The sequence below is a fragment of the Clostridium sediminicola genome, assembly GCF_050402865.1.
Lineage (GTDB): Bacteria > Bacillota > Clostridia > Clostridiales > Clostridiaceae > Clostridium_AF > Clostridium_AF sediminicola.
In genome coordinates, this window is record NZ_BAABMF010000002.1 from 89,828 (window position 1) to 107,929 (window position 18,102).

General features: G+C 28.3%; 11 protein-coding genes. 2 read left to right on the forward strand and 9 right to left on the reverse strand.

The window, feature by feature from the left end; genetic code table 11:
- Window positions 1-27: 27 nt before the first annotated feature.
- The 6 genes from ACQ3F0_RS04195 to ACQ3F0_RS04220 all read right to left on the reverse strand — a co-directional run bounded on the left by ACQ3F0_RS04195 (window position 28) and on the right by ACQ3F0_RS04220 (window position 13,267).
- Window positions 28-2,463 (reverse strand): glycogen/starch/alpha-glucan phosphorylase, encoded by a 2,436-nt coding sequence (locus tag ACQ3F0_RS04195; RefSeq protein WP_428863813.1) that lies wholly within the window; start codon window positions 2,461-2,463, stop codon window positions 28-30.
- Window positions 2,464-2,488: 25 nt separating this feature from the next.
- On the reverse strand, window positions 2,489-3,925 hold the full coding sequence (gene glgA / locus ACQ3F0_RS04200) for a glycogen synthase GlgA (RefSeq protein ID WP_428863814.1): 1,437 nt from the start codon (window positions 3,923-3,925) through the stop codon (window positions 2,489-2,491).
- Window positions 3,926-4,028: 103 nt separating this feature from the next.
- The gene (locus ACQ3F0_RS04205) at window positions 4,029-5,000 is read right to left on the reverse strand and encodes a 3'-5' exoribonuclease YhaM family protein (RefSeq protein ID WP_428863816.1); all 972 of its coding nucleotides are present in this window, start codon (window positions 4,998-5,000) and stop codon (window positions 4,029-4,031) included.
- Window positions 5,001-5,013: 13 nt separating this feature from the next.
- A complete protein-coding gene (gene addA, locus ACQ3F0_RS04210; RefSeq protein WP_428863817.1) occupies window positions 5,014-8,802 on the reverse strand; it encodes a helicase-exonuclease AddAB subunit AddA in 3,789 nt (1,262 codons plus the stop codon).
- A complete protein-coding gene (gene addB / locus ACQ3F0_RS04215; protein ID WP_428863819.1) occupies window positions 8,802-12,233 on the reverse strand; it encodes a helicase-exonuclease AddAB subunit AddB in 3,432 nt (1,143 codons plus the stop codon). Before addB ends, addA begins: the two co-directional genes overlap by 1 nt.
- A gap of 155 nt (window positions 12,234-12,388) precedes the next feature.
- The gene (locus ACQ3F0_RS04220; RefSeq protein WP_428863820.1) at window positions 12,389-13,267 is read right to left on the reverse strand and encodes a radical SAM protein; all 879 of its coding nucleotides are present in this window, start codon (window positions 13,265-13,267) and stop codon (window positions 12,389-12,391) included.
- A gap of 365 nt (window positions 13,268-13,632) precedes the next feature.
- On the opposite strand from ACQ3F0_RS04220, the gene ACQ3F0_RS04225 reads away from it, so the two are divergent.
- Entirely contained in the window at window positions 13,633-14,679 is a 1,047-nt protein-coding gene (locus tag ACQ3F0_RS04225; RefSeq protein WP_428863821.1) for a hypothetical protein, read from the forward strand.
- A 17-nt stretch (window positions 14,680-14,696) separates the two neighbouring features.
- Here ACQ3F0_RS04225 and ACQ3F0_RS04230 read toward each other — a convergent pair whose 3' ends face one another.
- The 3 genes from ACQ3F0_RS04230 to ACQ3F0_RS04240 form a co-directional block, all read right to left on the reverse strand.
- Complete coding sequence (locus tag ACQ3F0_RS04230) at window positions 14,697-14,966, reverse strand: putative Se/S carrier-like protein (protein WP_428863822.1); 270 nt, start codon at window positions 14,964-14,966, stop codon at window positions 14,697-14,699.
- Between the two features lie 94 nt (window positions 14,967-15,060).
- Window positions 15,061-15,573 carry a hypothetical protein gene (locus ACQ3F0_RS04235; protein WP_428863824.1) on the reverse strand — a complete coding sequence of 171 codons (513 nt, stop codon included), beginning with the start codon at window positions 15,571-15,573 and terminating at the stop codon, window positions 15,061-15,063.
- A 48-nt stretch (window positions 15,574-15,621) separates the two neighbouring features.
- Window positions 15,622-16,458 (reverse strand): hypothetical protein, encoded by an 837-nt coding sequence (locus ACQ3F0_RS04240; RefSeq protein ID WP_428863825.1) that lies wholly within the window; start codon window positions 16,456-16,458, stop codon window positions 15,622-15,624.
- Between the two features lie 176 nt (window positions 16,459-16,634).
- On the opposite strand from ACQ3F0_RS04240, the gene ACQ3F0_RS04245 reads away from it, so the two are divergent.
- Entirely contained in the window at window positions 16,635-18,059 is a 1,425-nt protein-coding gene (locus tag ACQ3F0_RS04245; RefSeq protein ID WP_428863827.1) for a hypothetical protein, read from the forward strand.
- Window positions 18,060-18,102 lie beyond the last annotated feature (43 nt).

The window sequence follows — 18,102 nt, forward strand, 5'->3', positions numbered from 1 at the left end:
AATAGAAGCTCCTCTTTTATATATTTTTTATTTAATATAAACTGGCTGAGTGTTCCAAATTTCATTAGCATATTTTCTAATTGTATTGTCACTAGAAAACTTACCTGAATGAGCAATATTACAAATCGACATCTCTATCCACTTATTTCTATCCATATAAAGTTTATTAATTCTTTCTTGTGCATTTACATATGAATCGAAGTCTTTTAATACAAAGTATTCATCATTATAATTAATAAGTGCATTATATATTTTTTTGAACTCGCCACTAGCTAACCCAAATTCCCCGTTCATTATTCCATCCATTACTCTTCGTATTCTATTATCATTATTGTAATAATCTCTTGAACAATACCCACCATATTTTTCGTAATTCATAACTTCCTTTGATCCCATACCGAAAGTAATTATATTGTCATTTCCTACACCATCTCTTATCTCGATATTAGCGCCATCTAATGTAGCAATAGTAATAGCCCCATTCATCATAAATTTCATATTTCCTGTTCCTGAAGCTTCTTTGGAAGCAGTTGAAATCTGTTCACTTACGTCCGCACATGGTATTATTTTTTCAGCTAAAGATACTCTATAATTTTCTAAAAATACTACTTTGATTTTATCATTTATACTTTTGTCATTATTTATTTTATAAGCAACAGTATTTATCAATTTAATTATTTCTTTTGCTAAAAAATAACTTGGTGAAGCTTTGGCTCCAAAAAAGAATGTCCTAGGTACAATATCCATATTTGGATTTTCTTTTAATGAATTATATAAGTGTACAATATTAAATACATTCATAACCTGTCTTTTGTATGCATGAAGTCTTTTTACTTGTACATCATAAATTGAATTTGGATCAATTTTAATGTTATAATTTTCAAAAACATGATTAGCAAACTTTTCTTTGTTTTCTTTTTTTATTGTATCTACATTATTTTTAAAAGAATCATTGTGGGCATACTTAAGCAGACTTATTAATTGCTTTGGCTCATATATCCAATTGTCCCCTATAGCTTCATTTATTGCTTTAGCTAGCTTCGGATTAGCTTGCACTAACCAGCGTCGATGTGTTATACCATTAGTTTTATTATTAAATTTATTAGGATAAAACCTATTAAAATTAGATAATTCTCTATTTTTTAATATCTCAGTGTGCAATTTAGCAACACCATTTACGGAATAACCACCTACTATTGCTAAGTTTGCCATTCTAATTTTACTTTCATGAATTATTGCCATACTATTTACTTTTTCCCAATTATTAGGATGTTTTTCTAAAACTTCATTTTTAAATCTTTTATCAATTTCTTTTATTATTAAATAAATCCTTGGCAATAAATCTTTAAAAATCTTAATATCCCATTTTTCCAAAGCTTCAACTAAAATAGTATGATTTGTATATGACATAGTATTAGTTGTAATTCTCCAAGCTTCTTCCCATGTTAATTCTTCTTCATCTATAAGAATCCTCATCAACTCTGGAACTGCCATAGAAGGATGGGTATCATTTATATGAACAGAAATATATTTATCTAAATCATTTATCTTTCGTCCACTACTTTTATATGCTCTTATAATGCTTTGAATTCCAGCGCTAACAAAAAAGTATTGTTGTTTTAGTCTTAGAATTTTCCCTTCTAAATGTGAGTCATCTGGATATAATATCTGGGATATAGATTCTATTGAGGACTTATATTCTTGAGCTTTAGAATAATCACCTCTACTAAATTCACAAAAATCAAATTCTGCTTCGTCATCTACCATTTCGGCGCTCCATAATCTCAAATTGTTCACTGTATTGTTTTTATATCCTATTATTGGAGTATCATATGGAACAGCTCTTACAGCAGTATAATTTTTATGAACAAAATTAAGTCTACCATTTATAATTGAAGGAGTTACTGTTCCTCCAAGTTTAACTATTACAGATTTATTGTCTTTTCTAGTTTCCCATATATTACCTTCTTTTAACCAATTATCCGGAATTTCAACTTGATATCCATCTATAATTTTTTGTTGAAACAATCCATATTTGTATCTTATTCCGCAACCATGACCTGGTATGCCTAATGATGCCATTGAATCAAGAAAACAGGCTGCCAACCTACCCAATCCCCCGTTTCCAAGTCCAGCATCAGATTCAACTTCTTCTAACTTATTATAATCAATATTAAGTTCTTTAAGCGCTTCTACGCACTGTTCCTCAATTCCTAAATTGATTAGATTACTCTTTAAAAGCCTTCCAATCAAAAATTCCATAGAAAAATAATATACTTGTTTATGTCCCTCTTCTTTATATTTTTTATTAGTTTTAACCCAATTTTCAGCACTATAATCCTTTATTAAACTTCCCAAAGCCATATACTTTTGTATGTTGGATGCATCTTTTAATTCTACTGCATACATATTTACTATTTTTCTAGTAAAATCATTTTTAAAATTATTTTTATTAAACTTCATAGCACCAACTCCTATACCTGTAATATTAATGGTCTTGTGCCCAGTGATACATGTCTACATATTCCTTTGCAGATTTACACCAAGTATAATCACCTGCCATGCCTTTAGTAACAAGATTATTCCAAATTTTTTTGTTCCAATAACAACCTATAGCTCTTCTAATAGTATATAACATGTCATGTGCATTATAATTCACGAAAGAGAATCCATTACCTTCTCCTGTAAAATCATTATATGATGAAACTGTATCATTTAGTCCTCCAGTCTCTCTAACTATTGGTATACTACCATATTTAAGTGCTATTAATTGTCCTATGCCACATGGTTCAAATTTTGATGGCATAAGAAACATATCAGATGATCCATATATTTTTTGGGCAAGTGATAAATCAAAAAAGATATTGGAAGACATTTTATCAGGGTACTTCCATGCAAAAAATTTAAACATATCCTCAAATTTTCTATCTCCTGTTCCTAGAACAACAAATTGAATATCCTCTTGAAGAATATCTTCTATCACTGCCTGTACTAAGTCCAATCCTTTTTGATCAGCCAATCTTGTAACCATACCAATCATAGGTATATCTTTGTTCACAGGTAAATTTAACATTTTTTGAAGTTTTTCTTTGTTTTTTGCTTTTTTATCTAAATTGTTTTCGTCATAATTTTCGAATAAATGCTTGTCAGTCTTAGGGTCATTTAACTCAGTATCTAATCCGTTCAAAATTCCAAATAAATTTAATGATTTTGTTCTCAATAATCCATGAAGCCCTTCTCCAAAATAATCATTTTTTATTTCTTCAGCATATGTAGGACTCACAGTAGAAACGGCATTTGCATAAACAATACCACCTTTCATAAATGATACTCCATCATAAAACTTTAATTTATCTTCATGATAGTATTCATAACCTAACCCAAGACTATTCCAAAGAATTTCCTTACCAAATACACCTTGATATCTTAAATTATGAATAGTAAAAACTGTTTTCATATGAGAATAAATTCCATTATTTTGATAAAACTCTTGAAGCATAGGGATACACATTGCCGTATGCCAATCATTACAGTGGAGTATATCTGGTACAAAATCATCAAAATGAATTATTGATTCTAAAACTGCTTTTGAAAAATATGCAAATTTCTCTCCATCATCATATTCACCATAAGGTTCACTTCTTTTAAAATATTCTTCATTATCAATAAAATAAAAAGGTACTTCATCATATTCAAGCTTCCATAAACCACAGTATTTTTCCTTATACCCCACAGGTATTTGGAATTCCCATAATCTAGTCATATTTTTTTTATACTCATCTTTTATTAACGAATACTTAGGTATAATAACTCTTGCATCTACTCCTAAACGTCTAAGTGCTTTTGGAAGAGCATATGCTACATCCCCTAATCCACCTGTCTTTATAAAAGGAAAAGCTTCAGATGCCACAAATAAAACTTTCATAAACAAAACCTCTCTCATAAACATATTTTTTATCAATTACTAAAAATTATAAATGATTTAGTTGTATTTGTCTATATTGTAATTTTTTTCTTTATTTGTATGTTTAATCATCTTCACTTCCAAATCTCGGTTTGTATATCTTCCTTCTATCTAGTGAGTATATAGCTTCTGAAAAATCACCTTCATTGGTATCGCTGAGAGCTTTTTTCATATCATACATACTCGCATCTAATGTATCTAAATAATGTAACATTTGTGCTTCAGGGATCATAGGTTTCTTAGGACTTCCATACTCTGCCTCATAATGGTGAGATAATACCATATGCTGTAATAACATAGTAATTTCTTTATCTACCCCTAATCCACTAGCCACAACTTCTATATTTTTTATCCCTTGAATAATATGTCCAAGTAATTGGCCTTCTACTGTATAATCAGAAACAATTCCATATTCACTTGAAAGCATCTCTTCTATTTTAGCCATATCATGAAGAATTACACCTGCATATAATAAATCTGTATTTAGAAAAGTATACACTTCCGAAAGTTTTTCAGCAGCTTTTAACATTGTAGTTGTATGATAAAGTAATCCTCCTCTTAAAGCATGGTGATTTTTTTTAGCTGCTGGATAATGCATTAACTTAATTTTATTTTCATCAATAATATATTCAACTATACTTTTAATATTTTCATTATTAATCATATCAGTATATTTAATTACATCGTTGAACATATCCTCTGCTTTATATGGAGCAGATGGAACGAACTCTTCAATTTCAATTGAATCATTATCGTTTGTTAATCGTATTTTTTCAATTTTAAACTGTGTATTATTTTGCCAACTAGTCACTAAACCTCTCACTTTTACAAGAGTGTTAGGTGTATATATTTTCTCATCCCCTGAATTAATATTCCAGTATTTGGCATTGATTTCCCCTGTTTTATCTCCTAAATCAAAATCTAAATATTGCTTATTATTAGTAGATGTCCTGCATTCTGCTCTTTTTATTAAAAAATATCCATCCACTCTATCATTAACATTAAATTCATTTATTTTCTTAACTAAGATATCCATTGAAACCTCCAATTTATTGTATTAAAACTTCTCTATCTATTCCAAACAAGTATAAATATTTTTCTTTTACCTTTCTTCCAGTAATTTTCTCAATTGCACTAGCATAGTAATCTAGTTGAATAGAATATCTTTCCTTAATTTCTTTAAGATTATTGTCATTAACAAAATCCGTCTTATAGTCTACAAGAACAAATTCTTCTCCTTCTTGGAAAAAAAGATCAATAATTCCTTGTAATAAGATATACTCATCACCATATTCTTCTTCATGTAACTCTTTGTATATCTCAGTACTCTTCATCTCAATAAGAAAAGGAACTTCACTTTTAACTAAGTCAGCTTTTAGCATTCTAACACCAACATCAGATTTGAAAAAGTTTAATATCTTATATGGATTTATAATTTGCGCTTCATCATCACTAATGAATTCTTTATTTACCAATTCATTTATTTGTTCCCTTATCTCCTCAATAGAGGATACTCTAGTTATATCTATCTTTTGCATTACAAAGTGTACTAAAGTACCTTTTTCAGAAGCTCCTATTTTATCTGAACTCTCCATAAATGATGGCTTTTCAATCATAGAGTGAGTAAATATATTGGTAGAATGGTCACTCTCTGTATCTACATACTGCATCTTCTTTAACTCTGTAACAGTAAATCTAGTAGACATTGAAGTTGCTTTACTATAATTGTACTTCCATGATAGTCTTCTATCTATTTCACTTTCCAATCTAATATCTCTTTCATCTTTAGCAATTTTCTCTAATTTTTCCTCATCTATTCTATTTTGTATTTCTGTATTATTTACTATTATATCATTTTTATCCCAAAGTTTAATTTCCCATTTCGATTTGTCCTCAATTAAATTTCTAGATGTCATTCCAATTTCTAAATCTTCACAAAATAATTGTCTATCCTTATGTCTTAAAATAGATGGTATTACCCAATCCAGATATGTTTTTGCATTAACCATATCATATTCTGATAATTTTTCTCCATCAGCTTCTGCTGCTAGTTCCCATTTTTGAACTTTTTTATCTATATCATTTACTACTCCAGACATTATTAACTTTTCTTTTGCCCTAGTAAGTGCAACATATAATACTCTCATTTCCTCTGAAAGACTTTCAACTTTTATCACCTTTTTTATAGCCTGCTTCAATACCGTTGGATAAGATATTCTTCTATCTAAATCCACAAAATCTGGTCCATATCCAAGGTTTTCATGAAATAAAATCTTTTTATTTAAATCTTGTAAATTAAACTGTTTACCCATTCCAGCCAAAAAAACTACTGGAAATTCTAACCCTTTACTTTTATGAATACTCATAATTCTAACAACATTATCATTTTCGCCTAAAATTTTTGCGCTTCCCATATCTCCACTACTTATTTTTAACTTATTAATAAATGTAATAAAATTAAATAATCCTTTGTAACTAGTTTGTTGAAATTGTTTTGCCCTTTGAAATAGTATTTTCAAATTAGCCTGTCTCTGCTCTCCACCACTCATAGCGCTTACAAATCCAAAGTACCCTGTCTCCATATAAAGTTTCCATATAAATTCATCTATAGGCATATGAATAGATATTTTTCTCCACTTTTTTAACTTATCAAGAAAATTATAGCACTTTCTCTTAATGCTAATAGTTACATCATTTTCGTCAGTTTCTTTAGAGTCAACTAGCATTCTCATCGCATTATAAAAATCTATATCCTTACCAAATCTCCTAATATCTATTAATTCTTCTTCAGTAAATGATGCAATAGGCGATCTTAGTACAGCAATAAGTGGAATATCCTGTCTAGGATTATCTATGATTTGAAGTAAAGAAAGGATAGTATTTATTTCAACTGTTTTGAAATATCCTGTTCCAACATCAGAATAACTACCAATTCCTGCTCTTTTTAACTCCTCTGAAAAAATTTCTGACCACTTAGAAGTTGTTCTTAAGAGAATAACTATATCTTTAAACTGAAGTTTTCTATATTCTCCTAATTTATTATCAAATACTTTAAAGGTTTTTCCATCTTTCTCATTAATGAGTTCTTTGATTCTATTAGCTGTAAACCTAGCCTCTACCTGAATTTTTGTTAAAATCTCTTCATCCAGTTGAACGTTATCCGCTTCTTCTAATTCACACTCAATATCCTTACCTTCTCCATTTATTAAGTGAAGCTCTATATTTCCACCTACTATTACCTTGTCATCCTTATTCTCTTCATAATGAGCACCAAAGTTTAAAGCTTCATTATCGTCATAATTTAATTCCCCAACATTTTTAGACATTATTCCTTTAAAAATAAAATTAACTCCATTAATAATTTCTTTTCTACTTCTAAAATTTTTATACAAAGTGATTTTTCGCTGTGGAAAATTTTCATATTCTTCATTATTGTTTCCACTCTTTTGATGTACATAAGCATGATATTTTTGAAGGAATAACTCTGGCTTAGCCTGCCTGAATCTATATATACTCTGCTTTACATCTCCAACCATAAACACATTGTTGGCAAATCCAGTGATTTTATCTTTTTTTGATATTGTATTAATTATTGTTTCCTGAACATCGTTACTATCCTGATATTCATCTACTAATATTTCATCGTATTTATCTCTTAAATTTAAAGCTGCTTTAGTAGGTATCACGTTACCTTTTCTATCTAAATGAGCTAAAATTTTAAGAGCAAAATGTTCAAAATCATTAAAATCTATTATACCTTTCTCTTTTTTCTTTTCACCATATCTTTCGATGAAACTAATTACTAGGTCTGATAATTCCCTCATTACAGGATACAAAGATTTCAAATCTTCCATAGTTTGATGAGAACTATAGGGTCTAATATCCTCTTTTATTTTTTCTAATTGTTTTTTTACCTTATCTCTACTCTCCTTTACTTTCTTTTGAGTTGATTTATCTTCTACACCTCTACAGGTTTTTAATTTTCCGAATTTTGCATCTTCCAAGCTTACAAATAACGCTTCCCAAGAATTTTTTGCAGCTAACTTAACATCCTGTAAAATTGCCAAATCATCTCTAAAGTTTTCAGCATAATTTAAAAGTTCATCACTATCTTCTACAGTTTTTAAGGCTTTTAACATAATCTTTTCTAATCCGAAAATTTCTATAATAACGTGCTGTAAAATAACTTTAGCCCACTCTGTTTTTGAAAATTCAAAATTTTCTCCAACATTAAAAGCTTCAGCCATGTCATTTAATTTCTTAGTTGGGTAAGGAGAGCTCATAGCAAAGTTATACAAATTCATAACCATCTCTTGTAACCTTACATCATCCTTATTTCCCGAATAACAATCTAATAACTTTTCAAATTCTTTCTTTCTATTTTCCTCTTGATAAAGCTCTTCGAATAATTCTTCAATAACTTCTGTCTTCAACAAAAGTGTCTCCGTTCCATCACCAATTCTAAAATTAGGATCTATATCTATGTTGTGAAAATTATTCCTAATAACTTCTAAACAAAAGGAATGCAAAGTTGTTATACTAGCTCTATTTATCAATGTAAGTTGTCTCTGTAGTATTTTCGAATTAGGATTCTTATCAAGCCTATCATTAATTGCTTTTGTAATTCTTTCTTTCATTTCTGATGCAGTTGCTTTTGTAAAAGTTACGATAAGAAGCCTATCTATATCCAAAGGATTTTTAATATCTGTAACTCTTTTTATTATCCTCTCAACTAGAACAGCTGTTTTCCCTGAACCTGCTGCCGCTGCAACCAATAGATTACAACTATGTGTATCAATGGCCGCTTGTTGATCTTCTGTCCATGATAACTTCGCCATTACTTCTCACCTCCATCATTAATAAGGCTCCAGATTTCATCATTATTTCGCTTTTTTAAAACTTTATAATTATTCTCCTCTAAAGAAGTATCGAATTTACAAACAGCAGAATACATACAATAGTTACAAGCATCTGTTTCATTATTTTTATAAGGTTCGATTTTTATGTTACCTCTAAGCATCTTCTCACAAGTATTAGCTAAACTCTTTTTAACAAATCTTCGAAGATTATTAAAACCTTCATCAGTTGCTAAAGATGACGACTTACCTAAGTTACCATCCTTTTTTATGCTCGCTGGAATAATCAGAGAGTATCCCTGAATTTTTTTATCCATTTCCATAACTATTTTAGGATCTTCTAATAACAGTCCCTTCATTTTTAGTTCCTTAAGAATTGCTTCTTTTATTTTGTCTTCACTCATAGCTTTATTACCTTTAATAATAGGGTCATCTATTTTAAAATAAAACACGCCTGCTGGTTTAGATTGATGTTCTTTAATTTTATCTTCACTTGAAAGAATTGCATCTAAATATACAAGGAGTTGAATCTGTAGCCCATAGTAAACATCATTCAGACTAAAATTTTTATTTCCTGATTTGTAATCAATAATTCTAAAGTAATCCTCGTCTTCCAAAGTAAGTTTATCAACTCTATCAATTCTTCCTCTTAGATATACTTTTTCTCCATCTTCTAATTCTACCTCTATGGCAGGATAATCTCCTTTATCCCCAAATTTAACCTCATAGCCAACCGGTTCAAAATCACTTCTGCTCATATGCTCAACAATTATCAAGACAGTTTTTATTAGAACTCTTTTCAATCTTTCAGTAAAGTATCTATACCTTGCAGAACTATTAAAAATCGTTCCAGATGTTTCATTCATTTTTCTTTGAACGATTAAATCAACCTTTTCTTCGCACCAGTCCTCGCTAAGTTCACTCCACTCTTGATTAGATTCCTTAACTAAAATAGAAAATTCATCAATAACTCCATGCATAAAACTCCCTAAATCTGGAGGAGTTAATTTAAATATTTTTCTTTCCTTTGCCCCTAACCCATATTGAACAAAATATGCAAAAGGACATTCTGTATATTTTTCTAGTCTAGATACACTTAAGTTCAATTTCTTACCATAAAGTTTTTTCACTTTTTCTTTGTCAATAAGTTCAACTTGATTAGTATATGCCTCTGCATCTAATATAATTTCACATTTGTTCTTCCAGTTTTCATCACCACAATACCAGTTATGAACCTGTTCCCAAGCTGTGTTATTTATAGCTTTTTTATTTTTGCAAGAGATATGTTTAACTAAATTATTAAATGTTGGCAATGGCATACTTATATCTTCTATAAAATCATCTTTGGATTTATCATTGTCACTAATCGATCCCTTTTCCTCTATTTTAGGAAAAAGCTTTTTGATTCTGCTTATTATAACAGAAGCTCTTTGAGCTTTTCCTTCGAAATCTGCAATAGAATAGCTTAACTTCAAATATGCTGAAGGAAGACATAGTGTTGTGTATATTAAAAACTGTTCTTGGAAAGTTTTTGTTTTCGAATCTTCTGCCAGATTAACATCTACTTCTCTGAGTCTACCTCTATCACCATCAGTGAATACACCTTCTTCTTTTAGCACAGCTGGGAAAATACCATCATTGACCCCTAAAATAAAAAGACCTTTTATATTATGGGTTCTAATTCTGTCAATACTGCCAACTGTTACTACATCTAATGCTGGTGGAATAAGTCCCATTTTCTTTTTTTCGAACCCAATATTAAGGATATTAACAAAATCCTTTAAATTTATCTTCTCATCCTTAAATACTTCCACTGTTTCATCAAATAACTCCATCACCATATTCCAAATTTCACTATATTCAACTGCTAATTCTTCACTACCCTGTATCCTAAAATCTTCAACCCAGTTCTCAATTGTTTCATTAATCCCTAAATCACATAAGAAATTAAACAGAGAAAAACATAATTCTGAAGCTGTATGTCGTCCTTTAATTTCTCCATGTAAGGACATTAAAGGCTCTACTACCTTTCTTCTAATATCATTAGTATTTCGTAAATTTATAAGTTCATCTTCAGATATATCATCATTTACAAAGCTATAATTAACAATATAATCCCAGTTTTCATTCCATTTCCTTTTTCCCTTTACGCCAGATGCCAACACATAATTTTCGAGAATATCTACTTCTTCTATATCTAATCCAACAAGTCCAGATTTAAGGTATCTAAAAACTGTTTCATAAGACCAGTTTCTATTGAAAATCTCAATTACTGAGGTTATTAAAATTATAAGAGGATTTTCATCTATCTCTTTTTTCTTATCAATAAATGTAGGTACCTCATAAGAATCAAAAATAGCCTTTACTATTTTTTCATAAACACCTAAATCTCTTGAAACTACAACAATATCTCTGTACCGTAATCCTTTATCTCTACATAGTCTCACAATGTTCTTTGCAGTTTCCTCTACTTCTTCATAAGGATTATTAGCCCTTAGTAAACTAATATTTTCATTAATATCACAATAAGTTTCACATGGATATCTAAAATAGTTCTCTTCTAAAAACTTAATTTCTTTATTTGCTTTGAATCTACCATCATACCCTTTCAGAATAACAGGTTTATCAATTGCAATATTATTTTCCATAGCAATTTTAATTAATTTATCATAAGTGTTAGTTGTTACATCAAAAAGAATATCATTGTTTAGTTCTCTATAATAATCTCCTACTAAACACACATTCACTCTAGATGCTTTCTTCATAATTTTCTCCACAATAAGGTATTGCTGTGGAGTAAAAGAATTAAATTCATCAATCCATATTTCTGCTCCATCAAAAACAGTTGACTCATCAATTTTATTATTTAATATAGTAAGCTCGTCATCATCATCTATGTAGTTAGTATGAAGTTTTTCCTCAAAAGCTCTATAAATTTTAGCTATATCAGTTAGCTTTTCCTTTAATAAATCTCCATCACCGAAATTGGTAAGGGAGACTTCTAATTCCTCTGGAGTTATATTATAGCTTTTAAATTCAGATATCATAGTAGATACTGAATCCACAAACCCTCTTTGCTTTGCTGCCAATTCGAAAACAGTAAACTCATCTTTTAGACTATTCATTATAGTATAAATAAGCATGTTCTTACCAACACTACCCATATATTTTTTCGAATTTCCCCCAACTTCACTAAAAACCTTTCTTGCTATTCGTTTAAAAGTAAGAACATCCGCATTCACTATTCCTGTTCCCTTTATTTTTCTAACTAAAATTTTTTCCGCGGTATAAGAAAATTGATCTGGAACAAGTAAATATAGGTTTTTACCTTTATTTAAGTTCTTTTCTATAGCTTTCATTGCATAAGAACTTTTACCAAATCCAGCTCTTCCAAATATAAATCTTAAGCTCATATTTATCACCGTTCCTATATATTTTACATTGTATATCTATTTTATCACTTTAAATTTAATTTACCTAATATTTTTTACATAATTTAGGTTATAAAAGGAGCCTACTCAAATTTGAGCAAGCTCCTTTTAGATTATACACTGTTTATCTTACTAGATTATAACCCTATTCTATAAATTTTACTATTCAACTCTTCATCATCTAGTAAAAGCATTGATTCATCTATTATTTCAAGCATTTTCTCTTTATCATTAGGAAGCATCCCACTAACTCTAACTAAATTATTTGAATGTAGTCCATAAAAGTAACTATTTTTAACATCTAGTAACTCTATAAGCACCTTTTCTTCTTCTATAACCTCTAGTTCAGTAGGTAAAACAAATTCCCCTGCTTTATATTTTTCTTCTAATTTGCTTCCAGGGAAAATACTAATCGGAATTACCGATATCATTTTAGGATTTGTAGCATTCATCAATTTAGCAGTCTCTATTGTGTTGATAGTAGAACTCCCCTTACCCCCAACTCCAAGAATCAGTAAAGCCATAAAATCTATTCCTACCACATTTAGTTTTTTTAACTGCTCATAAGCATCTTTGGCTGAATATCCTTTATTCATAAACCGAAGTGCATCATCATATCCTGATTCAACACCTACATAAAGGTCATTAAATCTTAATTCTTTTAGTTCTCTAAGGTCTTCAACTGATTTGTTTTTCAAATTGCTTATAGATGCGTAAGTCGATATTGTTTCCATTTCAGGAAAATATTTTACAATTAATTTTCCAATCCTTTTAAGTTTTTCTGCACTCAAAACAAATGGATCAGCATTTTCCAAGAAAATTCTGTTAAGATGTCTAAAGTTTTGCCTTGCTTCAATTAGATCACTTTCAATCTGTTCAAGTGAATCTACCTTAAATGGTACATCTTTATACATTGTACAAAATGTACATTTATTGTGTGAGCATCCTGATGTAACCTGAAGTAACAAAGTATTTGCTTCAAGAGGATGTCTATATACGGGACCTGTATAGTGCATTTTTACTTTCACTCCTATTACTGTAATTAAATTTGTTATAATTTCTAAATTACTAATTTTTTTAATAATTTAAATATTACAGGTCTTATGATATCATTGCAATATGTAGCTAGTTTTATCCAAAAATATTACCATCCAGGCCAGAGTAAATGCTAATAGCTAATAAATACTTAAGCAAACATAATATCGTTCTCATTACAGGGACTGACTCATATCCACCAAGTTAAGAATTTATGAAATTATATTTTTATAAACTAATAAAAAGCTAATATAATTCAAGTTTCTATTTGTTTTCTAATTTCATTGCATAAATAAATTTATAAAATCATAAATTTATATTGTATTACATTTATTTGGAGGCCATTGTGAATCAAAATAATAAAACCTATAATTTCAAAACATCCGAAGGAGTAAATTACATCATATATTTGAATTACCATTACTTATTTATAAGTAAATTAGGCGCAGATTCTGAAATAAAACAGTTGATAAAAGAAGATAAAATAATTAATTTTTCTGTAGATATAGATTTATACGATAACTTTCACATTATATATTATAGTGCTTCAAAAATGCTAAAGTACTTTACCTATTCTTTAGATAAAGGAATGAATTGTATTTTTAAAAGAAAACACAGCATAAATTCTTTATACATAAAAATAATTAAGGAAAATGTACATATATTCTATAAAACCGAAAATTTATATAAGTTTAATGCAATCCTTTATTATAGTAATTTTGTCAATAATACCTGTGTATATCAAGAAGTATTTGAAACAAATTCTTCAAACTGTACACATTCGTATTTTACTGATTACTACGAGAAAAATATGTATCTGTTTTATTGTGAGGATTATCTACATGGCAAATATATATTAAACAATTATTATCAAGATAACAATAAATTAATAAAATCAAATGAAACTATTATTCTTCCTGAAACACAACACTTGAATTTTTTTGTTGCACCTAATAATATAGGTGTTATTATTTATAACAAAAAAATTCATGACACTTGGCACTTGTCAATTAATTATAGGAATTTAAATAAAATAGAATCTCAATGGTCCTCTAGTATATTTACTTCTCTAAACAATACTAATAATAATTTTAAAGATAATAACAATATTTTATCCTCTAAAATTGTTCAACTTGAAAATAAAATTTATAATCTTGATGAAATAGTACTAAGTCTTAAAAAAGAATCCAAACGCAATAGAAAATTGCTATTTCAAAAAACCCAAGAGTATAAATCAAGTTTACTTACTTATGACAATAAAATAAGTAATATAAAAAAAGTTAAAGATGAGTATATAACTCTTGCAAATAAAAAAATTGATGTATTATTAAAAGATATCAATGAAAAAGATAAGATTATTTTTGATTTTCATAAATTATTAAAAAAAAGATAATACTCCTTCTAGTCGTATTATCTTTTTACTTTTTTGTAGAAAAAAGATTTTTTAATCAACACCCTCATATATATTTCTCTAATATTTAATTTTCTTTCATTAATAATTTTTAGTACCTGTTCAAAATCTTTCTCTTCAATTTTAATAGATTTATAACACCCCTTTGCAATAGTACATGGTGTTGCCATCTTTACTCCTTTAATATTATTCTGTACTAATATTTTGAATAAAATTTCTCTATGACTAGAAGAATTGAAAATCAAAATATAGTATTCTGCTTTATCCAATGTATCATCCCTTCGTAAAAAATTTCTAAAGTAAATTATACACGAGTAGCAAGCACCAAAACTTAAGTTGTAAGTTTTGGCACTTTTATAAATACTAGTTGTTCAATTTAGTAATTACTATTGATGCACTTATCCCAATATCTTTGCTATCGGTAACTTGTGGAATAATTATTGAACTCCCTTCAGTACCTGTTCTGTTTACTAATTCCATTGTATCCCCTGCTGTAGCAGTATAAATAAATTGGCCACTAGTAACCTTCGCGTTAACAATGTCTCCTAAGACTCCGCCATACAAAGATTTAGGCTCACTTGTACCATTAATCTTTACTACGAAATACATATTAGTAACGATTCCATCATTCTCAATAAGTGAAATCACATAATACTCTACCAAATATCTTCCATCTTCATTAAAAGTAATAACTCCAGTAGTATCAACATAAGATACCACACTACCTTTAATATCACTATTGTTAAATATAACATTTCCGTCAAATACTACATTTTCACCTTCAATTCCATTTACAGTTTTACATAAATAACAATTGTTTAATTCCGGAACTTGAGTTACTAATTGTAATTTATATCTTTCATCACATTGTGTCATTCTTTCACCTACTCGTTTAATTTTGTAAAAAAGTACTCTTATAATTTATTATACATCTGATGGATTAAAACAATCGAACGGAAAATCCATCTCTTTAAATGCTGTACATGGGTCATATGGTCTTATTTCTTCACATTCTGGAACTTCACTATCTCTACCTTCAACTATCATTGAAACAATTCTAAATAATTTATTTATAGTGAATAATCCTATTACTATAGTTACCTTTCTTGATCCATCTATTTCAGCAATATATGGTTGATAGTTAATTGCTTTTGCTTCAATTAATGCTTGAGGACTCTCTTTAGTATAAAGAGATTGTGGTTGCAATAAAGTGGTTGTTACAACAACATCACAATTTTCACTTTCAAATCTACCACCAAATAGTGTTACTATCTTGTTATACACAGAATATGCTCCAAAAGTTCCAATTTCTTCACCTGTATCTAAATTGATAACATTAACTACATTTCCATTTTCGTCTAATAATTCAAGATTATAAGTGAAAATATATCTAATTTTAATGTCCCAATAACCATTTTCTAATTTTATCATACTTTTACTTATACTCAGAATATCTATACTACATATTTTAAAAGTTCCATCAATTACATTGGACCCATCGATTAAATCCGTAACATTAATAAACTCATTTGGGTTTACTGTGATTGCGTCAGTTGTATCTGTTCCAGGTATTTCAATGGAAAAATCTTCTCCCAATTTTGGTGCATCTATAGGCGTGCTGTTCTCATCAAGCTCCATAGAATCTTCTGTAGGTTTTAGACATTCCTGTTGATAGCATTGTCCAAAAACTTTAAAAGCTAATAAAGTTGAATCTGTTATTTCTTCATCAGTTGGAAAACAATTAACTGACTGATTATTCATTTTTATACCTCCAAACAACTATACATTGTAATATTTTACGATAGACTATCTATCACTGTTATTATATGTCGAATATTTTTTTTTGTGCGATAATTTCCTTATTTATTTATTAATGTATTATCTTGTAATATGTATCATATTTATTTTATAAGAATATTTTTGAAAGGATTTAAATAGTGGAAATTCAATCTAATTATATTTTAAAACTATCAAACAATACTATTTTATTTTTTAGTTACAATAATAATAATGAAATTCTCTGCAAAATAACAAATGATGAAGATAAATCTAAACTCTTTCATGTTATTGAAAATTGTAGAAAAAATTTCTCTGTAGTGTTATTACCTGATGATAAAGTATATATTCTATATCAAAACGATTCAGGTGATATGATGATAAATATACTAGAAGATTCTCAATGGAATTGTGTAAAGCTACTAGAGAACAAAAATCAAAAAAGCTTCGAAGTTTATTATAAAGGAATTTATTTCAATAATAAGCTTAATATCTTCTATAGTATAACAAACAAAAATAATATTTCTATTAATTTATTACACCAAGAAGTTAACTTAGAATTCAATACTTTTGCACCTATCCAATTAGATAGCCTTTCAAGTAACAAATTCAAGATTCATTTTACTGAAAGTGAACTATTTATTGCCTATGAAAAATTATATAATCAAAATTATATAATTGGTTATAAATCATTTGATAAGACTAAAAAATCGTGGTCAGATTTTAACATTCTAGATCAAAATTCTTCACCCTATAGAGATTTTTCTCTTTTAAGTCTAGATAACCAAATTCATGCTTTATATATAAAAACAAAAAAAGACCGAAATAATTTAATTCATTCTCATGGTAATAAAAATTCATATAAATATAATAAAATATACTCACATAAAGACATCGAGTATTGTATTTTAAATCAATTAAACAGAAAACTTTCACTTTCTTGGATTATAAATAACACCAAATTTGAAACATATTCTATTGATAGTGGCAATACATTTTATAACCCTCCAAAGTTTAATAATATACTCTCTAATCGTTTGATAAAAACAAATTATCAAGTAAATGTCCAAGAAGAGAAATGTTCTACTATAATGAATGAACTTTATTTTTCAAGCGATATGGAGATTGATTCTTTTATTAATCTCATTAATAATAATACTAATATGCATTCTAAAAAAATACAAAGTGAAATAAACAATCAAGCTTTAAATATGATAAATAATATACACTACTATAAAAGGCAACTTTATTCAAAAGATCAATTGATAATACAATTGAAATATACTTTAAAAGAAGATAAAAAGAAATATCAATCTCTTAATACCAGATTTTCAAAATTAAAGAAGGAACTTGAGAGTTTGAAAATTGCAAAAGAATCCTATTCCGAAAATTTCAATAAACTTCAAGATTTACTTTTATTAAAAAATGATAAAATAACTGAGTTAGAAAAGGAACTTTTAGCAAATGAAGAAAAAATCATTTCATTAAACGATGAAATATCAAATCTAGAAATACAATTATCAGAATTAAAGATAGAATTATCTACTGCAAACTCTTCAATTTTTCGGAAACTATTCCCAAAATAATTTTAATAAACCTGTATAGTAGATTGTTAATATACTATACAGG